21 protein-coding genes are annotated in these 26099 nt (G+C 47.0%); 10 read left to right on the top strand and 11 right to left on the bottom strand.

Going from position 1 to position 26099, the window contains the following annotated elements; all coding sequences use genetic code 11:
* The first annotated feature begins 32 nt into the window (after nucleotides 1-32).
* A complete protein-coding gene (locus tag K9W43_10615) occupies nucleotides 33-1496 on the top strand; it encodes a pyridoxal-5-phosphate-dependent protein subunit beta (protein ID MCF2137670.1) in 1464 nt (487 codons plus the stop codon).
* Nucleotides 1497-1508: 12 nt separating this feature from the next.
* Here the strand turns inward: K9W43_10615 and K9W43_10610 are convergent, their stop codons facing one another.
* The gene (locus K9W43_10610) at nucleotides 1509-2531 is read right to left on the bottom strand and encodes a PAS domain-containing sensor histidine kinase (GenBank protein MCF2137669.1); all 1023 of its coding nucleotides are present in this window, start codon (nucleotides 2529-2531) and stop codon (nucleotides 1509-1511) included.
* 275 nt (nucleotides 2532-2806) lie between these two features.
* Complete coding sequence (locus K9W43_10605) at nucleotides 2807-4258, bottom strand: CoA-binding protein (GenBank protein ID MCF2137668.1); 1452 nt, start codon at nucleotides 4256-4258, stop codon at nucleotides 2807-2809.
* 202 nt (nucleotides 4259-4460) lie between these two features.
* Between K9W43_10605 and K9W43_10600 the strand changes: the two genes are divergently transcribed.
* From K9W43_10600 to K9W43_10590, 3 genes are all read left to right on the top strand, one after another.
* Entirely contained in the window at nucleotides 4461-5615 is a 1155-nt protein-coding gene (locus tag K9W43_10600) for a hypothetical protein (protein MCF2137667.1), read from the top strand.
* A gap of 409 nt (nucleotides 5616-6024) precedes the next feature.
* Nucleotides 6025-7833 carry a hypothetical protein gene (locus K9W43_10595; GenBank protein ID MCF2137666.1) on the top strand — a complete coding sequence of 603 codons (1809 nt, stop codon included), beginning with the start codon at nucleotides 6025-6027 and terminating at the stop codon, nucleotides 7831-7833.
* A complete protein-coding gene (locus K9W43_10590; GenBank protein MCF2137665.1) occupies nucleotides 7830-8261 on the top strand; it encodes a hypothetical protein in 432 nt (143 codons plus the stop codon). Before K9W43_10595 ends, K9W43_10590 begins: the two co-directional genes overlap by 4 nt.
* Before the next feature lies 1 nt (nucleotide 8262).
* Here K9W43_10590 and tdt read toward each other — a convergent pair whose 3' ends face one another.
* The 5 genes from tdt to K9W43_10565 all read right to left on the bottom strand — a co-directional run bounded on the left by tdt (nucleotide 8263) and on the right by K9W43_10565 (nucleotide 13062).
* On the bottom strand, nucleotides 8263-9294 hold the full coding sequence (tdt, locus tag K9W43_10585; protein MCF2137664.1) for a tellurite-resistance/dicarboxylate transporter: 1032 nt from the start codon (nucleotides 9292-9294) through the stop codon (nucleotides 8263-8265).
* A gap of 109 nt (nucleotides 9295-9403) precedes the next feature.
* Nucleotides 9404-10447 (bottom strand): arsenic resistance protein, encoded by a 1044-nt coding sequence (locus K9W43_10580; protein ID MCF2137663.1) that lies wholly within the window; start codon nucleotides 10445-10447, stop codon nucleotides 9404-9406.
* A gap of 134 nt (nucleotides 10448-10581) precedes the next feature.
* Complete coding sequence (locus K9W43_10575; protein ID MCF2137662.1) at nucleotides 10582-11427, bottom strand: metallophosphoesterase; 846 nt, start codon at nucleotides 11425-11427, stop codon at nucleotides 10582-10584.
* Nucleotides 11420-11935, bottom strand: coding sequence for a TIGR00725 family protein (locus K9W43_10570; GenBank protein ID MCF2137661.1), 516 nt, complete (start codon nucleotides 11933-11935; stop codon nucleotides 11420-11422). Before K9W43_10570 ends, K9W43_10575 begins: the two co-directional genes overlap by 8 nt.
* A gap of 20 nt (nucleotides 11936-11955) precedes the next feature.
* Nucleotides 11956-13062: a hypothetical protein gene (locus K9W43_10565; GenBank protein MCF2137660.1), complete on the bottom strand. Its 1107-nt coding sequence runs from the start codon at nucleotides 13060-13062 to the stop codon at nucleotides 11956-11958.
* 100 nt (nucleotides 13063-13162) lie between these two features.
* Here K9W43_10565 and K9W43_10560 point away from each other — a divergent pair, with 100 nt between their 5' ends.
* The 5 genes from K9W43_10560 to K9W43_10540 all read left to right on the top strand — a co-directional run bounded on the left by K9W43_10560 (nucleotide 13163) and on the right by K9W43_10540 (nucleotide 17930).
* On the top strand, nucleotides 13163-13546 hold the full coding sequence (locus K9W43_10560; GenBank protein MCF2137659.1) for a cupin domain-containing protein: 384 nt from the start codon (nucleotides 13163-13165) through the stop codon (nucleotides 13544-13546).
* Between the two features lie 125 nt (nucleotides 13547-13671).
* Nucleotides 13672-15234: a DUF362 domain-containing protein gene (locus K9W43_10555; protein ID MCF2137658.1), complete on the top strand. Its 1563-nt coding sequence runs from the start codon at nucleotides 13672-13674 to the stop codon at nucleotides 15232-15234.
* A gap of 18 nt (nucleotides 15235-15252) precedes the next feature.
* Nucleotides 15253-16215 (top strand): UbiA prenyltransferase family protein, encoded by a 963-nt coding sequence (locus tag K9W43_10550; GenBank protein MCF2137657.1) that lies wholly within the window; start codon nucleotides 15253-15255, stop codon nucleotides 16213-16215.
* 9 nt (nucleotides 16216-16224) lie between these two features.
* The gene (locus K9W43_10545; GenBank protein MCF2137656.1) at nucleotides 16225-16893 is read left to right on the top strand and encodes a PHP domain-containing protein; all 669 of its coding nucleotides are present in this window, start codon (nucleotides 16225-16227) and stop codon (nucleotides 16891-16893) included.
* A complete protein-coding gene (locus K9W43_10540) occupies nucleotides 16890-17930 on the top strand; it encodes a flippase-like domain-containing protein (GenBank protein MCF2137655.1) in 1041 nt (346 codons plus the stop codon). The genes K9W43_10545 and K9W43_10540 overlap by 4 nt, the downstream gene beginning before the upstream one ends.
* A gap of 51 nt (nucleotides 17931-17981) precedes the next feature.
* Here K9W43_10540 and K9W43_10535 read toward each other — a convergent pair whose 3' ends face one another.
* The 4 genes from K9W43_10535 to K9W43_10520 all read right to left on the bottom strand — a co-directional run bounded on the left by K9W43_10535 (nucleotide 17982) and on the right by K9W43_10520 (nucleotide 23447).
* Nucleotides 17982-18938 (bottom strand): ABC transporter permease, encoded by a 957-nt coding sequence (locus K9W43_10535; protein MCF2137654.1) that lies wholly within the window; start codon nucleotides 18936-18938, stop codon nucleotides 17982-17984.
* Nucleotides 18935-20422, bottom strand: coding sequence for an ABC transporter permease (locus K9W43_10530; GenBank protein MCF2137653.1), 1488 nt, complete (start codon nucleotides 20420-20422; stop codon nucleotides 18935-18937). The genes K9W43_10535 and K9W43_10530 overlap by 4 nt, the downstream gene beginning before the upstream one ends.
* On the bottom strand, nucleotides 20419-22218 hold the full coding sequence (locus K9W43_10525; protein ID MCF2137652.1) for an ABC transporter ATP-binding protein: 1800 nt from the start codon (nucleotides 22216-22218) through the stop codon (nucleotides 20419-20421). The genes K9W43_10530 and K9W43_10525 overlap by 4 nt, the downstream gene beginning before the upstream one ends.
* Before the next feature lie 161 nt (nucleotides 22219-22379).
* On the bottom strand, nucleotides 22380-23447 hold the full coding sequence (locus K9W43_10520) for a BMP family ABC transporter substrate-binding protein (GenBank protein ID MCF2137651.1): 1068 nt from the start codon (nucleotides 23445-23447) through the stop codon (nucleotides 22380-22382).
* Nucleotides 23448-23840: 393 nt separating this feature from the next.
* Between K9W43_10520 and K9W43_10515 the strand changes: the two genes are divergently transcribed.
* Nucleotides 23841-26066, top strand: coding sequence for a hypothetical protein (locus tag K9W43_10515; GenBank protein ID MCF2137650.1), 2226 nt, complete (start codon nucleotides 23841-23843; stop codon nucleotides 26064-26066).
* Nucleotides 26067-26099: the final 33 nt, after the last annotated feature.

Genomic DNA, 26099 nt, shown 5'->3' with positions numbered 1-26099 from the left:
TCCAAGTCCTTAAGCTTACAGTGGTATGACCAGTGATCGATCTTACTATCCACCCAGAACAATTGGAACGTACTGTCCAGAGGTGTCGCGAGCGCAATATTGTGATCCCCACTTTTGCTCAGATGAAGAATCCCACCGAGTTGGTCCCTGACACGATTAAAGAGCAGCTCAAGAGTATTGGGCTCTGGGATGTGGTCCCACAGAACCTCTTCAGGATCACGTGGAAGAATGAGCCTGTTGAGACTGGCGGGTTGTACCGCTCACTTGCCAATTACATTGAGATTCCTCCCGAGCTCTCAGGTGTAGAGGCTCGTATCATCGGCCTTGTCGGAAAATGGTTTCCTACTGGCGCTCATAAAGTTGGAGCCACATTCGGTTGTCTTGTTCCCCCACTTGTCACTGGTCAATTCGATCCCACACATCATAAAGCGGTCTGGCCAAGCACTGGGAACTATTGTCGCGGTGGTGCATATGATGCTACACTATTGGCGTGCGAGAGCATAGCCATCCTCCCCGAGGAGATGTCCAAAGAACGCTTCGATTGGCTACGAACAGTCGCTGGTGAAATCATTGCCACTCCCGGATCGGAGAGCAATGTGAAAGAGATTTATGATAAGGTCTGGGATCTGCGTCGTACACGTGACGATATTTTTGTCTTCAATCAGTTCAGTGAGTTTGGGAACTATCTCTTTCACTATGATGTTACTGGTCACGCAATGGAGGAAGTTCTCAAAAAAGAGGGCGGCCATTTTCAGGGAGTCACCCTTACGACAGGTTCTGCTGGAACGATTGCCTGTGGCGACTATCTTAAACAAGTGTATCCAGCATCTAAGATCGTGGCAGGTGAGGCTCTACAATGTCCGACACTGCTTCTTAATGGGTATGGTGCACATCGAATCGAGGGTATTGGTGACAAACATGTTCCTTGGATTCATAATGTTCGGAATACCGACATGGTGATTGCAATCGACGATAATGACACCATGGATCTAATCCGGCTCTTTAACGAGCCATCTGGCAGAGAGTATCTCATCAAAGATGTGGGGGTCTCTGAAGACCTCGTCTCGCACCTTGATCTCTTGGGCATCTCTTCAGTGGCTAACATTCTCATGGCAATTAAATTTGCTAAATATTACGAGCTTGGGCACAAGGATGTTGTCATGACTGTGTTCACTGACTCCATGGAGATGTACAATTCACGTCTTCGAGAAGCTCGTACCGCTCGTGGCGAATATACTCGTGATCATGCGATTCGTGATTATCATGCACATCTCTTGGGGCAAAAGACAGACGCCATGCAGGAACTGACCTTTTACGAACGCAAGAGAATTCATCATCTCAAGTATTTCACATGGATCGAGCAGCAACATTTTCCACTTGACGAATTGAATCGGCAATGGTATGAGCATAAAGAATACTGGTCCAATATCCAAGGACTTGTTCCAAAGATCGATACACTGATCACGCAATTCAATGAGCGTGTCGGATTGATATAGCCGCGTAGCTCATCACTCTAGGAGTGGGAGCTCTATCTCAAATTTCGCTCCTGTTCCCGGTTCGGAGATTGCTCTGATTGAACCGCCACACGCACGAATGATGTTTCGTGTTAGATACAGTCCTATACCGTTGGTCTTTGAGTGAGTATGCTTCTTGAATATCGTCTTTATTTTCTCAGCAGGAATTCCCGCCCCATCATCTTGAATTGTGATCAAAGCTTTTCCCTTTTCCCGTCGGAGAGTGACACTGACCTGAACAGAAGGCCCACCGGCATGTTTTGCTGCATTCCGAAACAGATTATGGAATGCGCTTGCTAAGAGTGGAGTTCCAATGACCGTCATCGTCCCGGACTCTTCATCAATTTGCATATTGATGTCAAGTTCCATGTGCGTTGCTGTTGATTCTTGTATCACACGTTGGAGTAGAGCGACCAAGTCAAGTTCGATAAACTGATCCGCTTGATTAAATGCTGATAATATTCCCGCCATCCGAAGCACTGTGCTTCGGGCCGCAACTAGCATGCTCTTCGATGCGGGGGGAAGATCTGTACTGAGCATGAGTACTGATTCAATATATCCAATAATTACTTGAATGTCATTGAGCAGATCGTGTTGCAGTAGATTTGTGAAGACTTGGATAAGGTTCTGATGTTGTTCAGAGAGATATTCTCTTCTCTTCTCTTCTGTGACGTTGATGACAGTCCTTAATATCCCCACTTGGCTCCCATTGCTGTCAGTGAGCCATGTCGTATTGACCCGCACGGAGATCTTCTCGTTTGTGGAACTCTGAAGGAATGTATCGTATATTGCACAGCAGTCGTTATTATTTTTCTCCGCTTCCATGACTCGTCTTACTTGTCTATTGCCTGCAATGAAGTCCCTGAACATCTTTCCTTGAATGTCCTTGTTCTCCATATTTATAATTCTACAAAATGCATCATTTGCAAAGATCACCATGTCCTCAGAATCACTGAATATGATGCCCTCTGGCAGTGCTTGAGTGATCATGAGAAGGATGTCAGTAATCTTTTGCATGTTCTCGCACTCTTTTTTTAATATTCATTCGGTACCGCTCTTTACGGTTCGGACTCTCATATTCACTACCGGAAAGCAATTGTTTGATGATTGACGAGTTTAGGCGTATCCATGCTTTCTCAACACAATCTGGTGGTATCGTCGAACGTATATCAAGTCGCGGCATATCTACTTATAAAACATTAGGATATAACATTATCTATTACCGCCTATTCACAAAGGCCGGATTCATCCAAAAATGATCGGCCATTAAAAAAATATGTGATAACACGCAGCTATCGCTGCTGTTGTGATTGATTTCTGTGCTCAGATCTTTCATAGTATGACCAGACACGGGACAGTGCTTCGATTGCCTCTGGCATATTCCTGAAAACGGGGAGACCTGCCTCTACAAAGATCTTCCAAGTCTTGGCGCGTGCCTCGGGGAACGCAACATCTGGTATTGCAACAAGTACTGGTTTGTCATGCTTTTTCATGATATCGGAGCCAGCCTCAGCCATTGCCTGCCAGAAATAATCTGTGACGTCAAGTGCATCCATGATTGAGGCTACTTGATAGATATTATGAACATCCGCCTCAATGATGATCGAATCGAATTGAGGATCATCACCGACGATCCTGATGACCTCTGAAATGGTCTGGTCCTGATAGTAATCTGCTGCGAGGTCAATAGGATTCCCCAATCCAGTCCCGACATCCGCGATCAATGGGTCCAGTTTCTTGATGGTATCTTCTGAGGTGCGTGGAACCTTGAGACCGTTCTCTATGCAGAGATCGGTATAGACCACACTCGTCCCCCCACTTATTGCGACGATGCCGACAGAATTAGACCTTGGTCTTGGGCACTGAGAGAACACGCTGAGGGTGGCTACCATATCTTCCAGCGTTGTCACGGTTGGAACATTGGCCTGTTTGAATGCTGCCTGCCAAATCTCATTAGATCCCGCAAGTGCTCCTGTATGAGACGAGGCTGCCCGCGAGCCTTCATCGGAACGGCCCCCCTTCAAGACCACAAGTGGTTTTTTGCCAGCAAGTTGTAGCATGGCATCGAGAAATTCTCTTCCGTCTTTCGTCCCCTCAATGTAAGCTCCGACCACGGTGGTTTCCGTATCTTCCGCGAAATAGCGCATCAGTTCTGGCTGAGTGATGTCGATTTGATTTCCAAAGCTGAATAGTTTGCTAAAGCCGATTCCTGATTCGGCTCCCGCCGTGTAGACTGCGATGGCAATCCCCCCAGACTGTGACAGGAATCCAACTGGCCCGACACTTCGCTGTGCTGTTGGCATAAACGCAAATCCGATCTTTGGATAGGTGAGACCCATACAATTAGGGCCAAGCACCCTGACCGGAAGTGAATGAATTAGTTCATGAAGTTCTCTCTCTCGCTCTCGACCTTCCTGTGTTCCCAGTTCCGAATAGCCACTTGTAAAGATTGTTGCGCCCTTTGCTCCCTTTTCTACAGCCTGTCGAAGGATCATTGGGACGTACTTGTTAGGGACGGCAATGATCACATAATCAATAGGTTCAGGTATATGATCGATGTTCGAATAGATCTTATGACCAAGGACTTCGCCTTCGTTTTTAGAGACCAACCACACCTTGAGATTGTGAGGCCACTGAAGCATTGAGTGTACCCAATAGTATCCCATCTTGGCAGATACACCTACAATCGCTACAGATTTGATATTTAGCACATCTCGAATCGGGTGTCTCTGAACGGTTGTCATCGGTAAGCTAAAAGTCAGTATACGCCGGATTTAAGAATAGCGACACAACCGACATGCCTCTCCTGATGGAGGCTGTGCACGTTCATGAGAGTTTCAGCCTCTAGTAGATGATCCGCAAATTTGAGATGGCGGATATGTCCATTGGATAATCCTTAAAATGAAAGACCTGTTGCACCACTATACCACCGCAAGGGGGACCATTATGTCTTTTGAAGCAATCACAACAGTCTTGAACACCCAAAAGAAGAAACGGTTGTTCATTGTCTCGCTTGTGATCAGTCTGCTGCTGGTTCCCGTCTTCGATTCGTTAGTCATTCAACGCGATAGGAACAGAAACATGGCTTATGGTGAAATATTCTGGCAGAAGGGGTTTGGTGTATATGATCTCACAGACAATGATCTGAATCAGACATACGACGTTCCTGCGGATCATCTCTTGTTGGGTAATGTCAATGTCTCATACGAATATCCTGTGGTTGCGCTTCTCTTCTACGCGGGCCTTGCGGCGATAGAACCTGGATCTTTTCAACCAAGCCATATAATTGTCAATGTCGTATTATTGTTCATTCTGCATCTCAATTTTATATTATTTCTGGCTATTGGACGTGAGTATTGTGACCGCCGCTGGTTCCAAGAGATCTTCTTGCTCTACTATCTGTTTGAGTCGGCTCTCACAATTGTCTTTGCTAAGATAGAACCGCTGGCGGATCTATTTCTCCTCCTCTCAATATTTTTTATTAAAAACAAGCAGGGTCACAAGGCAGGCTTGGCCCTCGGACTTGCTGTCCAGACAAAATTCTATCCTACTCTGGCTCTGCCGCTAATGATCGCTGAAGCCCCTATTGTCCTTGTGGGGGTTATTGGGATCTCGGTGGTTGCTATGGTCCCGTACCTCATGAACGATCTGGCTTATACATCAGTCCTTAATCATTTTACCAGTAGCCCCGCCTATTCCGGAATGATTACTAATCCATACTATATAGGTCTCGCATTCACGAATCCATTGGGCATCGTTGCTCCATTAGTGATCTTGGCAGCTTTTCTCTATGCAACTTTTGAGACCCGTAAATGGCGTGGCCTTCTAATCCCGACTGGCCAACTGCGGACCCATGATTGGAGAGCATTGTACGCATACATCACACCAATGGTTCTGGTGCTTTTCGCATGGACCATGGTATGGTATCTCATGTGGTTTATACTGTTGTTCTTTCTCCTGAAGACCGATTCGGACAGGGAACGGTTTCGTTGGGTTATCGCGTCTATGTGGATCGCCTATGCATTAGGTTACCTCTGCAATCTCTCATATTTTCTCGCAGAGCCGTTTCGGATTTTACTGCTAAACTTTCGTTTTCTGTGATGCGGGTTGCGAATAATCTCTTCAGTGATCCACGACTTCCGATAAGGAATTCAAACGCTTCGTGATTTTAGGGTTGAAGACGGCCACAGAAGACTTGACATTAGAAGACGTTGTGAATAAGATTTTAAATACACCCGATTACATTACCAGTATGTCTTTCCCATGATGGTGAGGTAGTTGCTGTCCACTGCCGTTGGTGGGCAGACTCTGGACCTACTGTCCAAAATCGTCCAACTTTCAATCAACGGTTAAACCCAAGAAGCGATTGGTACAAACGTTATGGCTATGGTTCTGGTCCAGTGTTGGCCTATCGAAAGGGTTTAATTCTGCGACCCTGCGCTCATTATACTAAGTCAGCTCAGCAGTACCTGAGGAAAAAAAGAGTAGTCGTCAAAAGGAGTAAAGATCAATGCGTGCATATTTGGATGCAAATTTTTTCATTAGTGGATTTAGTGACAGACCGAAAGATGTCTATGCTGTAAAAGAGGCTGCTGACATTGTTGGAATTGAGTTGTGGATCACACGACAGGTGTTTCACGAGCTCCGTTGGTACCTACGGCGAGAGGTTGAGAATATCATCAATATTGATGAAACCTTGAAGAAAGACATCAAAGAATTCATGCAGAGTCTTCATCGTCCTGAGTCCTCACTTCCACAACCGAATGATATGTCTCTGGTACTTGCAGCCATGCGGGCCAAGAACTCCAAGATTGTATCGAGTGATCTCAAGTTGCTCAACACGATTCAGGATCTTAAAGTCGAGGTTGAGGGGATTGTAGGTTCGGCCTTCATGCTGGAGCTTATCGAGTCTGTTGATGATGAGAAGATCAAGGAGAAGCTCAGGCCAATCCGTGATAGGATCTATGCCGAAGAAGTACGGTATAGTATTGCACGCAGAGAGTCTTATGATCCGGTGACTCGTATCAGAATCATAGAGGAGCATGCTCTACGAGTTCTGCGCACGGTCAAGCAATCGACCACGTACGATAAAAAATTGCAGCGCGGTCAGAGTCTTTTTGTCCTTGACTTTCTTGATGACATAAAGGCAAGTATCCCCGGAATGTTTGAAGATTTCAAGGCTGGAAAGTACGAGACACTGGCACAGGAGATCGAGGCTGTTCAAAATGAGATAGAGCGTCTCCTGATCGTGTCCACGCTCACCGAGGCTCCCGACACCCATCGTGCTCTTGTCGAGCACGCTGCTGATCTGACCTTGTTCCTGTACTACTTTGAGATGATGTGTCATCTCTATCGTGGCACACGTGAGGGTGTTCATGATGCTGTACAGATCTCTGAGGAGGCAAACCGCCTACTAATGTTTGCCACAGTCAAAGATGATGAGCTGAAAGCCTCAGTCTTTTTCCTCAGGATCATTCTTGGACTTGTGCGCCATGACTATGACGACATTGATTATTTCTTCTCCCTCTATGAAGGAATGCTGGACAGGGCTGGACTCGATCACATGAAGGAGACCTCCGAGGGTCTCTATGTGACCATGCAGATCCTCCGAAAATTCATGGGGGGATTCTCGGTAGCAAAGGCCCGGCTCAAGTATCCGGGTGTCACTATCGATATGCTAAACGACTTGGCAAAATACTATGTTCAATTTGATGAGCAAGATAGTGCATGGCAGCTCTCTGCGAATGCGTACAAGATCGGCGTTGCATACGGTAATGAAGAAGGAACGCTTCAGTCCTTCCTCATGCTCTACAAGATCTCCTCCTCGGTCGGTGATCGCTACCACCAGAACCTTGAACGTATTGCCGAGCATGCTCTCAAGATCTTTGTAAAGAAGGGCTGGAACACCAGCCAGATCACACCGATACTGAACGAGATACAGGGCAATCCCGATCCGATCCCCGACATGACGACCGAGTCTGCTGTTGCCGCCTCAAAGCTACCTGCTGAGCTCCGTGGGTGGATGGATGTCCTCTCAATCCAGACGATCAATGGTGAAAAGATCTTGGTAGTCCGGAATAATGAACTACAGGCCCGAGTCGGATTGAGTGTTGCTTATCATCCTGAACTCACAACTTTGAAGACCGGTCACAAGATCGCACTGGTCACAGGAAAGTACAGGCTTGAAAACGCTCCCGATTCCGTGATCTCCAAGTATCGTGTGATGCTTCTGGTCTATCCCGAGAAGCGTGCAGAGATCACCTGTGAGGGCGAGTACGGTTTTAGCAGGATGCATGTTTCTCGTCCAGAAGATGAATGATGCGTGAACGGAGGACTTGGTTGAAGATGGACCTAATGCTTCTGTTATCGATCAGTGCAGTCACTATTCTCATGGCCATCTTCAACTACTACCTAAACTATGCTCCAGGAACAACTCCTGAAGATTACGCCCTTGGGCCGAAGGGTGCATCGCTCCAATGTGATTGCTGTCTGAACATGGTTCTTATTGGAGCAATTGCTGTTGCTGCACTAGCAGTATCTTCAAGTTATTTTGACTCGCGAACAGAGCTTTATTCAGTTGCCATTATTGTCTTTGTTGTAATTACCGTAGCTGGATTTTTAGGTCGTAGAAGACGATACCGTGAATGGAATGAAGATTATGACCTGTTGCAGCGTGTCTTGCCTGATGGAACAGTAGTACTCGATGAGCACGAACGATCTTATGATGATGATCTCAATGATTTTTGAATCATTGGTCTTGTTCCGGTCTTTTGTCTTTTTTGTGGATTCGCATAAATCCCAGACCAATACTTGTGATTATCCAAAATGTGAATAACAACCAGTAGAGACCAAAACCAATGAAATCGATCAACTGGAACCCTAACGTCTGCCCAATCACGTGACATCCTGCAACAAAAGCGCCGAGGGGAAAGATGAACGCCCACCAGGTCATTGCATACGGGAGTGTCAACCTTCGAATATAGTGAACTGTCATGATGATTGCCATGAAGAGCCACCAGATTCCAAAACTCCAGAACAGGAATCCCATGATGAAGAAAGGCTCCTTAACTGTTACAAATGATGAATTGGTTATCACATTTACAACGGCAACAGTTCCAGCACCAATAGGTCCAAGGCTTATCCATACTGTTGGGGCCATTGTGTTTGGCATCGGGTGATGGATGATAAACCTGTAAAGGCAGATTGCGAGGAGTGAAATATATAGTAAAAATCCTGCACCGAAACCGAAGTAGTTCAGTAGAATCAAGAACTCCTGCATAAGGCCGCTAGCCTGAGCGATAAATGGTCCTCCCACAAGAGGAATGACAATCAGAGCAACTGGAGGGATGAACCATGCTGGTGAGATATGCTCAGGAGCAATTTCCTCTTTCTTGAACATCTCATATGGAATTAGTATACTGAAGATAACTGTACCAAGTGCCCCGAGAAGCCATGTTCGGAATGCAAGACTACTGAATCCGAACTGTCCAAAATGGGCTGCAAGAACCACAAGTGCAATCGTCATAGTGGGATAGAAATTACTCATGTTTGGATGTTTTAGATCGTCTGATGCCTCCTTGGGATAGAAGATCCATCTTAGTATCCAAGGAATCAATAAAATAAAGAAGACTATTATATTAAAAATAGCCAATCCAGACGCCACAAATCCAAGTAAAGGCAACATTGTTGCGTATTGAAGGCTTGTCATTGCAAGGATACCTGTCCCCATCACTACAGCAAACCATGAGGGGGCGAAGTTTTGAATCCACTTTGAATCCATTTTATCTCCTTCGTTGCATTTTTCGGGAAAATTACTATATCTCAATATTTCGATGTACACACTACAATGTTCTTTTTTATTGCTATTACCTCATTTTCATAAATTATAATCATGGTGTGTCTATATCAGCATCATCCTCTTTTAGAGAGAAAAATGATTTGACGCGATCTGACAGTCTTAGATAGCCCATCAAAAATGGAGCTTGAAACAGAGACATTATTGCGGGGGCTACTGCCATGTACTGTCCTACCTCTCCGAAGACTGCAATGAAGATGGCAATTGCTAGTGCAACATTCTTGCTCACTGATGTGAAGACTACGGATTGATGCGTTCCATATTCTAGATTTAAGATTCTCTTGTTGACATGTGTAATCAAGTAGGTCGTAAGTGGATAGAAGATGAGTGCCACCGGGGCTATCATGAAAAATATCGTGTATTTTTCGAGGATAAGATGGGCTTTAGAAGCAAAGATCAAAAACATTAGAACATACAATGCAGCCAGAGTCGTTGTTGAGAAGTACGCTTTTATTTCTCCATATTTTTTAATTCCATGATGTCGTTCGATATACTCGCGAGTTCCGATCCCAAGGGCAAAGGGCAGGACGATTACTATTATCAGGTTTTGAATGAGCAGAGCTGCTGGTATTGTAATGTGCCCTACTCCTGCGAGATATATACCAAAGATTGGATAGGCCACGAGTGAAACAAGAAAGGCAGTTGTCACGATGATGGACCCCGTCAACATATGCCCCTCCGCCAGTCCGATGTAGCCCAAGCCCATACTTGACGCTGGTGCAATTGCTAAGAATATCAGTGCAATTGCAAGATCAATATCGGGTACAAAGATGTCAACAAGAAAGTACATGATGATCGGTGCATAGACAAAATTGAGAATAAGCGCTAAGATTAATGGTTTAATAGAACCCTTGACTTTCTTAAGATGTGAGATAGACATGTTGATCATCATGGGGTAGATCATAATGAAGACCACTGGCAACACTAGTTGTGAGTATATTTTACTTTGAAAATAATAGCCAGTAGTAAAACCAAGTAGCATGACAATAAATGTGTACGGTAGCAGATATTTTGAGAGATTGTTCTTGATTCTATCAATGGATCTTGTATTAGGATTTTCGGATGATTCTTTGTTCATGACTGTTTATTCCCCTGAAGACTAGGAGCGTGGCTTTCAAGTGCTAGAACTCATGGTATGTTGATTTCGGGGAACATCTCATAATGTATTTACATATTCCGATATAACAATGTATGGATATATCGAAGTTCCCATCATATGTCAACTGGTCGGATACCGTTTTCATTATCTCGCACAATGACTTTTGGGTTGACTCTATCGAGGTACGTAGCACTGAAAACGCTAATGAGTCCGCCATCAAAGAAGATTTTGTAGCCCTCGGGAAAAACTTGATGCGCTCTAATCATAGTATGGATATTTAGCCTCTCTTGAAATTCGGCAAATGCAATTCGGCCAAAATAGCGAGAGTTACCGCCGCGAATATTATCTGTAAATCTAAAATCGCCCTCCGAAGGATCATTCCATAGGATCTGGAAAAGCATTCCCTGTTCGGGGTCTATTTGATGCCGGTCGATTGATTGTAGCTGAGAGATAGAGGTTACGCCCTCAGGAACACCCCCATGACAGCAAAAGAGGCCATCTCTGGATTTGCCCGCGATAGGCAGGGCCGCAAAGACGTTGCAATATTCATCAAACATCTCTCCACCGTACACCTTTGAAATCGCATCGCGGAACCCATATCTCGAAGCAACACTCATTGCCTCATGGTTTCCCCTTAGCATGGTGATTCGTTCTGGGTAGGTGGTCAAGAGAGCAACGACAGTATTGAAGGTCTCAACCTGAAGTGGGCCACGGTCACCATAGTCTCCAAGAAACACAATATGTTTTTCAGTAGATTTTACGAACTGTTCTATGACCGATCTGAGACAATTCAGCTCGCCATGAAGGTCTCCGACAAATACGACATCACGATCAGGAATTCGTACGACGTTTTTCTTTTTCTTATTGAGTTCGATTGCTTTATGTAAGAGTCGTACAGCTTCGTCCCGTTCCAATTTTCTCTGACCAGTACTCAAGTCTTCAATAAATTGTTCATTCACTTGTGGGAACCCTCTGAATCTCTTTGAGTATGTACTCGACAGCATCGCGGGCCGAGGTTGCAGAATAGACTTGATCCGAACGTCTTTCATCGATGCGTTCTCCTGCAAGGCGTTTGGCCCAGCCGCCGGATGAGACAAGTCCGGCTATCGGTCGATTCGAGAACCATGCAATGGCCATCTCACTAAGTGTTCCTGCCATACCCGCTATTGCAATGACCCCCATTCCACTCTTTGCAACAAGCACATTTCTCCCATACCCTAGACCTGTTGGGATGGCGATGTCTACATATGCATTAGCATGGTCGTGGTCATCTGTGGGGAGTATGCCTACGGTGATTCCTCCCTCGGCCTTCGCCCCACGGCAGGCAGCCTCCATGACTCCGCCGAGTCCGCCGCAGACAAGCACTGCTCCATTACGTGCGATTTCTCGTCCGACTTCTTCTGCAAGAACGAGTACCTCCTCATCTGCGCTAGAACCTCCAACTACTGCAATCATTGGTTTTACCATTGGTGATTCGACCTTCGTGCCTATCCCTGACGTGCACTTTTCAATCGTTTCTTTAACATCTCAAAAGTCTCACGATTTAATTTACCGCTTCGTAATCTCCGTAGCGCAATTTGCATGAGTGACTCTTGAAGGTGAGGATGACCTTGAGGTGGCATGATTGCTCTCTTCATTTCATTGTCAAAGCTATCAATCGGGTTGAACTTTGAGCATTGGACCGCACGTAGCATCTGTGACTCTACGTCTTGCGGAAGATCTTGAGTTGCGAAGGCGTACAATTTTGCGATCGTAAAGAGGGCCCCCGGACTGAATGGTGTGTTCGTCCACCCCGAGTCTGCCGTGACGATACAGAGTCTTATTTTACGTTTACACGTGTTCTTGCACAATTCACATGCGGTAGGGTAGAATATCACTGACCCTGTGACAATGTTCAATTTGACCTTGCCCAAGGGCAGAGCGAAGATCACTTCCGTTTCGTCGTCGGAGATTTCAAGTTTATAACCTCTTGCAAGATGAATGATTGCCTCAACTTCTTCTGGTGTATTGGCCGGGAATTTTTCTGTGCCCATGGTGGCCACGAATGGTCTACAAATCTCAGGGCTTAGCTTGACAATGAGTGGACTATCTGGTTTCTCACTGAAGAATGAAAAATGCTTGATCATATTTAGTACCGTATCAATGACTGAGTTATTCACACCTATGTTGACCGAACGGTCAAGCGTTGATTGGAGACGTGTGATTGCTTCTGATGCTTCTGGTTCATCTCCGATAATGACATACATGATACGTTCGTGATCCGTGATGCCGCTCGCGTTGAGAATCCTCTGTACCTCTTTCACTTCTTCGGGCCGAAGTACTATGATCACAACATGGCGTCCTCTCATGAACGATTGTGTGAGACCCTGTAATCGTTCTTCTAGCGGTAATGACCACATCTGAATTGCAACACGTTCGTGTTCCTGCTGGACATTCACCACTCCAATGCAGACGCCAACTGCATTGAATAACTGGTGGGAGAGATTAGACCCAGCAGCCATATTGAGATAGCCCGCCTGAAGTGCAGGATCGAAGCCGAGGACCACTGTCTTGAGCAGTATTCTCTTGGTGGTCCTTGAATGCTTCACTTGCACAGAATTTTGCTCCGTTTTCTTTGTGATATCATTGTACTGGGCGCTTAAGATTCCACTGGTGTATGATACTTTGTCTATGGCGTAACACTAATTTAAGCATATGATGTCTGCATCATGGGAACAATCAATGGCTAAAATCTTTCGTGCATCATCCAATCCACCTCAGCGCCGGCATGGGTATAGCGCCCAATATATTGCCGATGTTGTCTTTCGGGAACCGATCACAACAGCAGGGTTCATACTAGTCCGGGTTCCATCGGGCGGACGAACTTGTCCACATTTTCATGAACACGTTGATGAAGTGATGGTCGCCCTGACTCCCGCACGCATCGGTATCGGTTCAGAGATGTATTCCCTAAATGAAGGGGATGTGGCAATTGTGGATCGCGGACAAGAGCACTGGTTAGAGGCCGAATCAAATACTGATACGTTGATTCTTGCCGTCAAGATTCCAAACATCTCCGATGACAAGATTGAGCACTAATCTGTGACTTGGCCCCCTTTCAATCTGAATTCTTACGTTGCCATGGAGTTACTTTCTTAAGGGATTATATCCGCATTAACTTAGGATAACTCGTTAATGATTTCACTTCAACGAGATGAATTACTATGGTCAAAGTTGCAGTTGTCAAGACAAGTCCAAAGACCATTTTTGATGATATCGCCCGTCTGATGGACTTGGCTGATTATGATAAGCACATCGATAAAAACAAGCTAACCAGTATCAAACTTAATCTTTCATGGAGCAAGTTCTATCCGGCCTGCTCGACGAACCCGTATATTCTTGATGGGTTCCTCAAAAAACTAATTGCTGATGGCTATGAGCCACGACGAATACAGGCGGTTGAAAACGAGACCGTCGTGACAAATATCTTTGAAGGCACTCGACAAAATAACTGGTATCCCGTCCTGCGAAAGCACAAGATCAAATTCTTTCCACTAATCTATGCTCACTACGTTCCTGTCAAACTCTCGCGAAGAACACTCGAGCTGGAGAACATATTTGGAGAAGTCATCGCTCCCAAAGAGATCTTCGGGACAAACATAGTCCACTTGCCTACAATTAAGTGCGTTCATCCCGATACCCAGGTTCATCTTGCAGATGGACGCATCTTGCCCATTTCCGATCTTGTGGATGATATCCATGAGAGCACCGATGTGATTGCTACTCCCGATGGGGATGCTGTCGCAGAATCTCGTGTGGGTATTGTTACATTGAATCCGGATGGGTCGGTCAAAGAAGGATTCGCCTATCAGTTTTGGAGAACTCCTTCTCCAAAGAAGCTCTATCTAGTTAAGACAAAGACCTCTAAGGAAGTCAAAGTTTCTGGGCGCCATCCATTTTTGACACCAACAGGCTGGAAACGAGCTGATCGTATTACACAAGGTGATATGATCGCAGCTCTTCAAAATGAAGAGATTACGTTCGACAATATTGCATGGGATCATGTGACTGAAGTAACTCAAATTGACAGTGATGTTAAATATCTATACGATTTGAGTGTTACCGGGACTAACAATTTTGTAGGAAACGGAATTGTTCTTCACAACACACACGGCCACACGGAGATGACTGGGGCTCTGAAGGACTCTTTTGGTCTCTATTTGACCAAGAATCGGCATCTTGCTCATCTGAAGATCCATGAGGTGCTAGTAGATCTTCTTTTCCTTCAAAAGACAATTTCCAATTCCGAGTTTGTGCTCACCGACGGTACCATTGTTGGGGATGGGGCGGGTCCGCGTACTATGATCCCAAAGGTCGGAAATATACTTCTTGCAACGAACGATATGGTTGCAGCCGATACTGTTCAGACTCGGATCATGGGTCTTGACCAGAGGCTTGTCAGAAAGCTACAGATCGCAAAGGAGTTAGGCCTTGGCGAGTCGGACCCCGAGAACATCGAGCTCGTTGGTGATTTCGAGTCGTGGAAAGATCTTCCGAACTTCCATCTCTCGACTGGTCGAAGTCCTGTGATCACTTGGAATCGTGGCTTTCTTCGCTTCCCGGGAATGGAATGGCTTCTATTTAGATCGCCATTGATGTGGCTACCAACTCAACTCTCCGGGCTCTATCATGACGGTATTTGGCTCCCGCTGAAAGGCAAAAAATGGGTCAAATGGTTCTTTGAAGAGACCGAGTGGGGCGAGTTATGGAAGTCCTATTCCGAGTAATTCACTGGAGTTGTTCCGATGACCTTTCGAGATTATGTCAATCTTATGCGCCCGTGGCAATGGTACAAGAACCTGTTAGTGTTTCTTGCTATCATCTTTGTTGGTATTCCAAAGCAGTGGCCTTGGGAGACCTTACCCGCAATCTTTCGATGGAATTACTATCCGCCACTAATCATTGGTTTTCTAGTGTTCTGTGCGGTCTCCAGTGCGGGATATATCCTCAACGATATTGCTGATCTCGAAAAGGATGCGGCACACCCCGAAAAGAAGAACCGTCCGCTTCCTTCTGGAAGTGCCAGTGTCCATTTTGCGCGGCTATTGGCGGGAGTTCTATTGATTGTGGGACTTGTCGTCGGTTACATACTCGACCCGGTCTTTTTCATTCTAGTAATACTGTATATTATTAATTCTCAGCTGTACAATCGGTACCTTCGAAATTGGGCCATCGTTGATGTGATCACAATTGCAGTCGGTTTTATCATCCGTGCAATAGCTGGCACTTTTCTTATTGATGTGCCGTTTACTTCATGGCTCGTCATCGGAGTGTTCTTCTTTGCGCTCGTCTTGGGTTTTGGGAAGCGTAAGAATGAACTTCAACTTCTGGGTGGTGATGCGGAGCTGCATAAACCCGTGTTCAGGCAGTACACTGAGGCGATGCTGGATCAAGGTATAGTCATGTCCGCAACGTGGGTGGTCTTCTTCTACACGATCTATTGTTACGAGAACTTCAAAGATGTCATGCAGGCTCAACCGATTCTGCTCACGGTTCCTATTGCTGCTGGTCTAATCTTGAGATACGTCTATCTGATCCAGTCGGGGAGCCCAGTGGGACGGAAACCGCACAAGGCTTTCAAGGACAAGGGCATTTTTCTTGGCGCTATGCTGTTTGGCCTCGTCCTATTATGGACCCTGTTCTTCTGGCAGCCTGTGTTCCAGTTCTTCTACGAACTCTTTCCTCCGCTGTTCCCGCCGACCCCGTAGGTGATTGTGATGGTGGAGTTCTCGGCCTTTGACCTGCATACGCATACCATTCACTCAAAGGATGGCCTCACACGGCCAAAGACCCTCTTCTCACTCATGAAGAAGCACGGTCTCAGAGGGATTGCTGTCACTGAACACTTACGTCCCTCTTTTACAAAACCGATCGTGCGCGGTAACAGATTCCTCATTCCCGGGTGCGAGTACAAATCAACTGACTACGGTGAGATAATCGGTCTGTTCATCACGGAGCCTGTAGAGAACCGCTCCTTTGAAGAGATCGCTGAAGACCTCCGCGACCAGAATGCGATCACGATCTTGCCACATCCACGAGACCCACTACGGAAGCATACAGCAATGCGTCGAGGTCTCCCGGAGAGATTAATTGTCAAGTACATCGATCTCATTGAGGGTTTCAATTCTCGATGTATCCTCCCTGTGTCTAACAAATGGGCACAGCGTCTTGCTAAACGACTTCACAAGCCGATGACCGCTGGGAGTGACGGTCACAGTTTTCTTGAGATCGGTCATGCCCAGACTTGGCTTCAGAATATTGAGACCGTTAATGACATTTATGAGGAACTAAAAGCGGGTCGCACACAGATATCTGGTTGGCCCTCTTTCCCATTATGGCAGGTGCCAACGATGTTATGGCAGAGAGTCAGGAAGTTAGCGCAATGACTGAGAATGAAGTAACGGAAGAACTTGTTGAAGAGGCACAGACGATCGTCAGCATCAAGAAGCTTGTGTTGTTCGTATTTGTCGGCGTCATCGTGTATCTTCTTGTAGGGCTCTATGGGAAGTTCGATCAGGTCGCCGCGGCAGTGCTCAGCATACCTTGGTATTGGGTCATTCCTGTAATGATGGGCCTCTCATTTCTTAATTATATTATCCGGTTTGGAAAATGGCAATACTACCTTCGTAAGATCGGTGTGCATCTCTCCCATGTTGATTCGTTCAATGTATTTCTGGCTGGCTTCACGCTCACAGCCACTCCCGGGAAAGTTGGAGAGGCAGTCAAGGGTGTCTTCATCTACGAGATAGACAAGACCCCTCTGGCCAAGACGGTTCCGGTTGTGATCTCCGAGCGGGTCACTGACCTACTTGCTATGGTCATTCTCTCTGTCTTTGCATTTCTCATTGGCTTCTCGGGTGGTGATCAATTATTGCTGCTTCTATTGGTTGGAGGTGCCACTCTTGTTGGAGCCATCATCCTCGGGCGAAGTGCATTCTATCAGAAGATCGTCAAGAAGATGACTTCTTTCGGTTTTCTCAAGCGATTTCAGGACAGCTGTGATGTCATCGAGGGCACGATGGTCACGACGCTCTCCCCCCGCCCAATGGCCTTGGCCACGGCTATCAGTGTTCCCGGCTGGTTCATGGAGTGTCTTGAGATGTGGCTTCTTCTCAGCCTCTTCACCGGGGCGGGTCTCCCAAGTCTGACTCCTGCGTCATTGATGCTTCTTGCTCAGGCCACCTTTATCCATGCAGGTGCTTCTACTGTCGGTGCATTGCTCGTGTTTTTGCCCGGTGGACTCGGTGGGTACGAGCCCTTTGCGATCTATGTCATGACAATAATGTTGGGTCTCACAGCCTCAATTGCTGGAGCTGCAACGATTCTCATACGCTTTGTGACACTCTGGTTTAGTGTGATTGTGGGCTTCATCTCTGCGGCCATAATTTCCCATCGAGCAAAACGTCGTCAATCAGCGACCTAATCTTCTCATGGTATTCTGGATAGATAGCGCAGGATTCGTACCTGCGCATAATCATCCTTGTCTTTCTTTCTCGTACGGTATTGCAATACCCTTTGGTGGGACTGAACGCCTGATTCCAGCCAGTGCTATCACGACCAGAATGTAAGGGATCATCCGCACGAAGTTGCTGAATGGTAGGAGATCAGGAAAACTGAGAGCGATGTACATCTGGAGCCCTTCGAGGAATCCGAAGAATGTGCCGGCAAGGAAGCTGCCCTTTGGAGACCAATTTCCGAAGATCAACGCGGCAAGAGCGATGAAGCCTCTTCCAGCAGTCATCATCTTTCCAAACCTTGAGCCAAAGCCGATTGAAAGGTAGGCCCCACCGAGCCCGGCTAGACAACCGCTGAGTATCACGCCCACAATTCTGATGATCTCGACATTGACTCCTGCGGCATCAAGAGTACTCGGGTCTTCTCCGGCCGCCCTGATTCTAAGACCAAGTGGTGTTCGATACAAGACGTACCATGATAGGATCGTTGCAATGAACATGAAGTATACGATCGGTGACAGAGAACCGAAGATGGTTCCAATGAGTGGTACATCTTGGATTCCGGGGATGACCACCTGCGGGAGTTTGGAGACCTCATCAGAGATCCCTTTCGCCCCCCAGATCACATCAAGCATGAGTGTGGTAAACCCTCCAGCAAAGAGAATGACTCCGGTCCCACTTACAATGTGATCGCCTTTTAATTTCACACAGATTATTGCATGAATTGCGGCGAGCATACCGCCTGCAATCACTCCGACAAGAACTCCAATCCATGGGTCCGATGTGAAGTACGTCGCTGCGACTGCTGAGAATGCCCCTATGAGCATCATACCTTCCAAGCCGATATTGACAACTCCCGTTCTCTCACTGAACATACCGCCCAGCGCAGTCAATACGAGTGGTGTCGCCATCTGGAGTGTCGTCTTGATCAGCCAACCGATCATTACAAGTGTGAAGATATCTCCTGCCTGCATCATTCTTCTTCAACCCCCGTATTCAGTTCTCTCTCTGTTAGTTTGAGCAGCCATATGAAGAGAAGTACTCCCACGCCGCCTATGAGCGCAGTTGTTGTGCCCAACGCTCCCTGGAATGCACCAAGATATGAGACGGCAACCGCCAACCAGACAATGGAAGTGATGATCAGTGACCATATTCCGAACTCATCGCCTTTGTAGAGATATACAGTTGTAAATAATCCCGCTAACATCGTCACTATTAGAATCAGCAGTGTCAGGCTGTTTGTACCTGTGGACCCAACAAAGGCCACAGCGACTATGACTGTCATAACGCCATACCCGATTCCCGCAATAGCCGGGATGCCCTCACGTGGGGACTCTTTGAGTCGGATTGCATTTCTTGATCCATGTTCGGCGAGCCAGTCAACAAGTTTTGGGGCTGCGACAAAGAGTACTACGAGGCCTTGGATCACATTCACCATCTCACTTGGCACTCCTGCGAAGGTCTGCATATTTCCGCCCCCTGCCTTTAGGAGTCCAAAGAATATGGCGCTCGCAAAGACGCCCCACGGATTGTTTCTTCCGAGGACTGCAACTGTGATGCCATCAAAGCCACGACCCGCCGACCATCCATCATAGAACCGATGGTAGTAACCCATGATCTCTTCAGCCCCGGCTAGGCCTGCGAGACCGCCGCTGAATGCGAGGGCAAGGGCCATGTTTCGTTTAGAGTTGATTCCTGCGGTCTTAGCAGCCTCCTCATTTTGTCCAACCGCTCTCATCTCATAACCCATGACAGTTCTATTGATGAAGAAATCAACGCCGACCACTGCCAATATTGCGAGAAGGAATCCCACGTTAAGAAAGGAAGAACCTAAGATCTTCGGGAGCTCTGCTGTTGGTAGAATGAATGGCGACACGCTGCGCCAGTCACCGGGATTATGCATAGGTCCTTGTGACACGAACCATTGTGTGAGCAGGACTGCCACATAGCTGAGCATCATGGTTGTGACTACCTCATGCGCTCCACGATATGCCTTCAAGATCCCCGGCAACAGCCCGTATAGAGTCCCAGCCAGCACGCCGATGAGCAAGCACGCCAGTTGATGAACGACAATTGGCAGTGCGATTATGTACCCTACAGCAGTTGCAACAATTGACCCAATGTAGATCTGGCCCTCGGCACCGATGTTGAACAGACCACACTTGAACGCAAGAGCGACAGAGAGTCCGGCGAGAGTGAGAGCGGTTGCTTGATAGAGGACTTGGTCGAATTGCATGATCGCACCGATGAAGAGTGCGCCAAATGCCTTGGCCGGGTCATAGCCAGTAGCTACCATCAAGATCGCCGCAACAGCAAGTGCCAAGAGTATAGATATGAGCGTCGATAGCATGTCCTTTTTGAACTGTTTAGTTGTGAGCTTGACTATTATCCGTTCTATCATGTTTGGTTCGGCATGACTCTCTTTTTCCTGAGTGGGTCTCTGTTCGGTATCGTCGCTCATGTGGTAGCCTCCTCTACTGAATGACCTGCCATCAGAAGCCCAAGTTCTTGTGCTGTCGCTGATGTGGAATCACGAGATGCTATTATCTGGCCGTCAAAGATTACAGCGATACGATCCGATAGGGCACGAATCTCATCAAGTTCTGCTGAAACTAGGAGAACCGCTACACCCGAGTCTCGCAGGGCAAGAAGCACATTGTGAATATACTGGGTGGCTCCGACATCAAGCCCTCTTGTTGGTTGTGCTGCAATAACGATGCGCGGGTCTGAACTGAGTTCGCGAGCGACCACTACTTTTTGCTGATTGCCTCCTGAGAGTGTGGAGGCCGGATCCGCGACATCAGTGACCTTTACCGAGTACTTGTCTACTAGCGCTATCGCATTCCTACGAAACTCAAATGGTTGCAATACCCCCCACTTGTTGGCAAAGGGTTCTCTATAGTGTGCTCCAAGGGCCATATTCTCCTCTACTGAAAACGCAAGGATGAGACCTCTTTTTTGTCGGTCCTCTGGAATGTGCGCCACCCTCGCCTCCTTGACAGCTCTGGAATCGGCCTGAGTGATATCGACCCCGTCAATGGTGATCTTCCCCTTATCCACCTTGGTCAATCCTGTGATTGCCTCCACCAGTTCCGTCTGTCCGTTGCCCTCTACTCCCGCTATTCCAAGGATCTCGCCAGCTCGGACCTCAAACGATACCCCCTTGACCATGGTCACTCCGCGAATGTCCTTCACAACCAAGTCCTCGACTGAGAGAACAACATCTCCCGGTCTGGCTGGTTCCTTCTCAAGACCGAATACAAATGGTCTTCCGACCATCATCTGAGCGAGTTCCTCGGGAGTTGTGTCCGTCTTGTTAACTGTACCAACAAGTTCGCCATCGCGGAGGACACTGATTCTATCACACAATGCCATAGTCTCTCTCAACTTGTGGGTGATGAGAATGATCGTCTTTCCACTGTCGCGGAATTGCTTCAGGGTCTCAAAGAGGTCATCGACCTCCTGTGGTGTGAGAACAGAGGTCGGTTCATCCAAGATCAGTATCTCGGCATTGCGATAGAGTGCCTTAATGATCTCTACACGTTGCTGAAGGCCTACCGAGATGTCCTGCACTTTCGCATCCGGATCGATCTCCATACCATTGGCCTTTGCGACCTCCATGATTTTCTTGCGGGCCTCGTCGTATCCTAATGGGCGCAGGCTCAGAAAGATCGCTTTAATTGCAAGTATTGTGGACGCAATTGCACCCCATATTCTCGCCTTCAACCCCGACGATGTTTTTTGTTTTGAGATGATTCTATTGTGCACATTTGAAAGCCATGCATTCATTCTTAGCGATATTAATATTAATAATATGATGACGCCTAATAGTATCATGCTGGTAAGGATTCCATGGAAATAACCAGCAAATACGATCACTGAAAACGCCAAAATAACCAGAATAAATAATGAGTCCTTTCCAATTTTACTAGCACTGGGTTCTGCACCCAGCATCACATTCTCAGTCACTGTGAGTGTAGGTATGAGTTTGAAATGTTGATGGACCATTCCCACGCCTCGGGATATGGCATCTTCGGGGGACCGTAATGTCACCTCTTCTCCGCGAATGACGATACGCCCAGCATCTTTTCCGAGGAGACCATAGAGTACATTCATCAGTGTGCTCTTTCCTGCTCCATTCTCCCCAAGAAGACCATGGACCTCTCCTTCTTTAATTTGTAATGTGATGTTTTTGTTAGCCTGAACTCCTCCGGGAAAAGATTTGGATATGTTTTCAAGCTCAACCGCATAAGGCATGTGATCAGTGGGATCGGTCATGGTTGTCATTCGACTGTCCACCTTAGTATAGGCTTACCAGCACGGTCCTATATATGCATAGGCCTTTTTCGGAGAACTTGATTCAGAAATCAATTGTAAAAAATAGAGATGTGGGGAATGGTCCCCACATTATTTTAGAATTATGTCCAGTAGATATCACTAGGTACCGTAAAGGTCCCGTTGATGATTGCCTGCTTGAGATCATTGACAGTATCCTTGACCGACTGCGGCAGTGTGAGAAGCGACTCATTAATCTCATAGTCGAGGCCACCATTGGCCAAGTTGAAGAACTTGAGACCGCCAGTCCACGTGCCGAGAACCGCCTCGTGCATGATACTGTATACTGCAACATCGACTCGCTTGAGCATAGATGTCAGGCCTACTGTAGGTGGTGCCGGATTATCTGTGTCTGCGCAGCCGAGGTACATCTGCGGTGAATCCACGCCGATTACCCAGAGTGGGTGCGAAGAGGTTGCATTCATCTCTTTAGCTGCGTCAAAAGCACCGAGTCCCGATCGTCCGGCAGCAGCAAAGATGATGTCTGCGCCGTCCGTGTACATTCCACTTGCCAAGGTCTTACCCTTTGCTTGGTCAGCCCAGTCTCCCACATATTGTTCTGTGTGCTGGATTCCAGGATTGGTGTAGTTTGCACCCCAGACATAGCCAGCGGCAAATTTTCTGATCAGCGGAATATCCATGCCACCAAGGAATCCGATCTTGTTTGTCTTGGTTGTCAGGCCTGCGATCGCACCGACAAGGGCCGATCCCTCGTTCTCATTGAACAAGAGTGACGCCACGTTCGAATAGTTTGTTGGATCAATGAACATGTCAACAATTGCGAACTTCTGGTTCGGATAGTCCTTTGCTACCGCCATTACAGCATCTGCCTGATCGAAGCCGACACTGATGATGAGGTCAAATGGTTCAATATATCCGGCATGGGATGCGTACTGCCGCAAGAAGGTTTCATAATCGGATATTTTTTCAGGTTCGGAATAGGTAAAATTAATATTATAATCCGTCTTCGCCTTCTGCGCTCCTGTGTAGCATCCATCGTTGAATGATTTGTCACCGAGTCCCCCTGTTGCAAAGACTATTGCAACTTCATAGGGATTGTGGACGGGTTGTGTCACGAGATAGATGCCAGCACCAGCACCTACGATTATAAAAATGACAACGAGGCCAAGTATTGCATTTTTAGAGATCATTTTCTTCTCTCCTTCGAGTTAATCTCCTGCGATCAGACTAACTACCTGAAGTCCAAGTTACTGGAATATTTAAGAACCGTGTCTAAAAAGGACTTCGCTTTTTCATTATGGCTGGTCTTGTTTTCTTTACCATTGATTTTGTCGGCGTTCTTCGTGCCAATTTGTGGGCTGAAGCCGTCCGCTGTCTATCATCGTGATAGTGCACTCGGAGAATTGAAGAAATGGGCCGGATCAGAAAAATATGATGCGTCGGCGAATCAAAGGTGCGCAGAGTCTTAGGGGGGGCATCGATGAATTATTGAAAGGATCTCTGCTTGCATGCGGTACTGCCGACGCTAATAATGTAACATATTATCTCCTAATATACTTATGGTTGTGGTCATAATAAATCGCATGGCTGAGACCGAATTGTACATATTCGAAAATGCGGGAATGAGTATCATGCGCTATCACGTGATCCTGTTGCTTGTCCTGTTCGTGATGCCGATGGTTCCTGTGACTGCGAACCATGCAGATCGGGCTATCACATCCCCCATGGTCCTCTCTGCTCTGAGTGATGGCAAGGTGGATCATTCATGGACTGTTGAGTTCGTGTTGGTGAATTATGATGCGAACGTGATTGATACCAATCTGATGACAACAAATCTTCCGCACACTCGTGATTACACGACCGCTGATGTGCATATTCACTATGACATCACCTACAATTTTCACTATGCCAATGTGACTTGGTCTGCTGCTCTGGAGCAGGTCATGCTTACCAATTCGGTGAACAGTTCGGAGACGGGGACTTGGCTGAACGAGACCGCTCTGGTCTACCAGAAAGAGCACCCCGATGAACCTCAGAGAATCTTCTATCCACGGGCTGGACGATCTATTGATGCCGATGTTGTCGAACAATGGTTGTTGGACCACCCATATGTGACTCCTCCCAAGATGGGCTACATATTTTATCTATTAAATTTCAGCAAATTCGATTCAACGGATCACGCTCTTGAACACTGGTTCGATTATCATCCGATAGACCCCGACTCTGGGCGACTACAGGACTTCTTCCGTCTGGAGTGGGACAATGATCTGAATGCTGGTGTAAAGTTCGAGTTTGCAGGATTCGGTGGGAAGCGAGGGAATATCTATGTCCTCGATCCCTCTGCTGATGAGTGGTACCTGAAGTGGGCACGGATCTGGTGGAACGATCCCCCCTACTCTAACTGTCCACTCAGTACCTTCATGGATATGGACTCCTATGTGCAGACTCTTGATCTGACAACTCCCTCCGATGCTGCAAAGCTCGTGTCCTATATTGCAGGCTATGTCTACGATCCTGTCAGCTACCTCTTTTTCCCGACGCTCCATTCGCCGACGAAATATGTGAGTAATGGCCGACTGCGTGCGTTGGTCTTTGACATGGATGTGAAAAATGGGGTTTCTGTAGACAGTCTGCGTTGGGTGACGAATGCAAAGATGCAACAGGAGCATCTCACTCAGTTGATCCCTTTCATCAACTGGACTGTTGATGTTGACTATCTTGATATCGACTCGTATACAGACTGGAAGACATTGTTCTGGAGTCATGCCTCTACATCTGGTGGCCTTACTGTGGCTGATGGGGGCAGCATGTTCGATGCGATCTATACTCAGATGAGACCGCACTATGTCACTGGTGCCTCGAACACTGCCGAAGTCTTTGGTGTCGTCTTCATCAAGAAGAACATGGTCATGGAATATGCAGGGCATTATTTTACAGGCCTTGGTGGTGGAGGCCAGACGGTTATCTGGAAGAGTTGGGAACGTTATTACCTCTCTGATGGGGTCACTCCGAAGGCCGGGGTCTCGGTGATCCAACTCCATGAGTCTATGCACGCTATTGGCTTCGGCCACACGTGGAGCACTCCACACTATGCAGGGGACTTCTCATCATCACCAATGGGTTACTTCAGTTTTCATAACGGTACGTCGGTCTATGATCAGAACTGGGCGCAGAGCACGTATCTTGACCAGATGATCGTGAAAGTTGCTAAGGATCTTGAAACTACGTGGAATAGTGTGAGTGACGAAAACGAGACTCGGGCATGGACTGCATATCAGACTGCCTCGAAATATCTGAATCATGGGCTCTCTGCTCTGAATTCAATGGACTGGTCCGCTGCATACCAGTTGCTCCTCAAAGCAAAGATGTGGACTGATATCATTCCAATCACCAAGCAGGACTCGACACCCCCCTCGATAGTCAGCTGGGATATGATCTCCGATAATTCTGTCTACGATGACTTTGTAATTCAAGTTCAAGTCACTGATGCCGATAGTTCTGTGCTCTCGGTAGAGATCCAACTCACCGTGGATTCGGTGGTCGTGACCAAGAACTGTACCTTCGAGAACGGAAGATGGGTTGCTTCCTTCGATGCTCTCTCTACGAGCGTTCACTCGGTCACTATGCTGATTACTGCTCTTGATCGAGGACTCAATGAGGCCTCACTATCTGCCACTCTTGTGAGTGATGGAGCGACTGGTGTGCCATCTCCCCCGTTACAACTCGAGTTCATATTGATCATTGGTTCAATCGCGGCTGTGATCTGTGTGGTAATAATTATTCTCCATAGGCGGAGGCGTCTGGTTTAAGTCAAAAAACCGAACGGCCCGCCTATTTTTTTA

The organism is Candidatus Thorarchaeota archaeon (assembly GCA_021498125.1).
Lineage (GTDB): Archaea > Asgardarchaeota > Thorarchaeia > Thorarchaeales > Thorarchaeaceae > B65-G9.
This window is presented reverse-complemented; position numbering and strand designations above follow the sequence as displayed.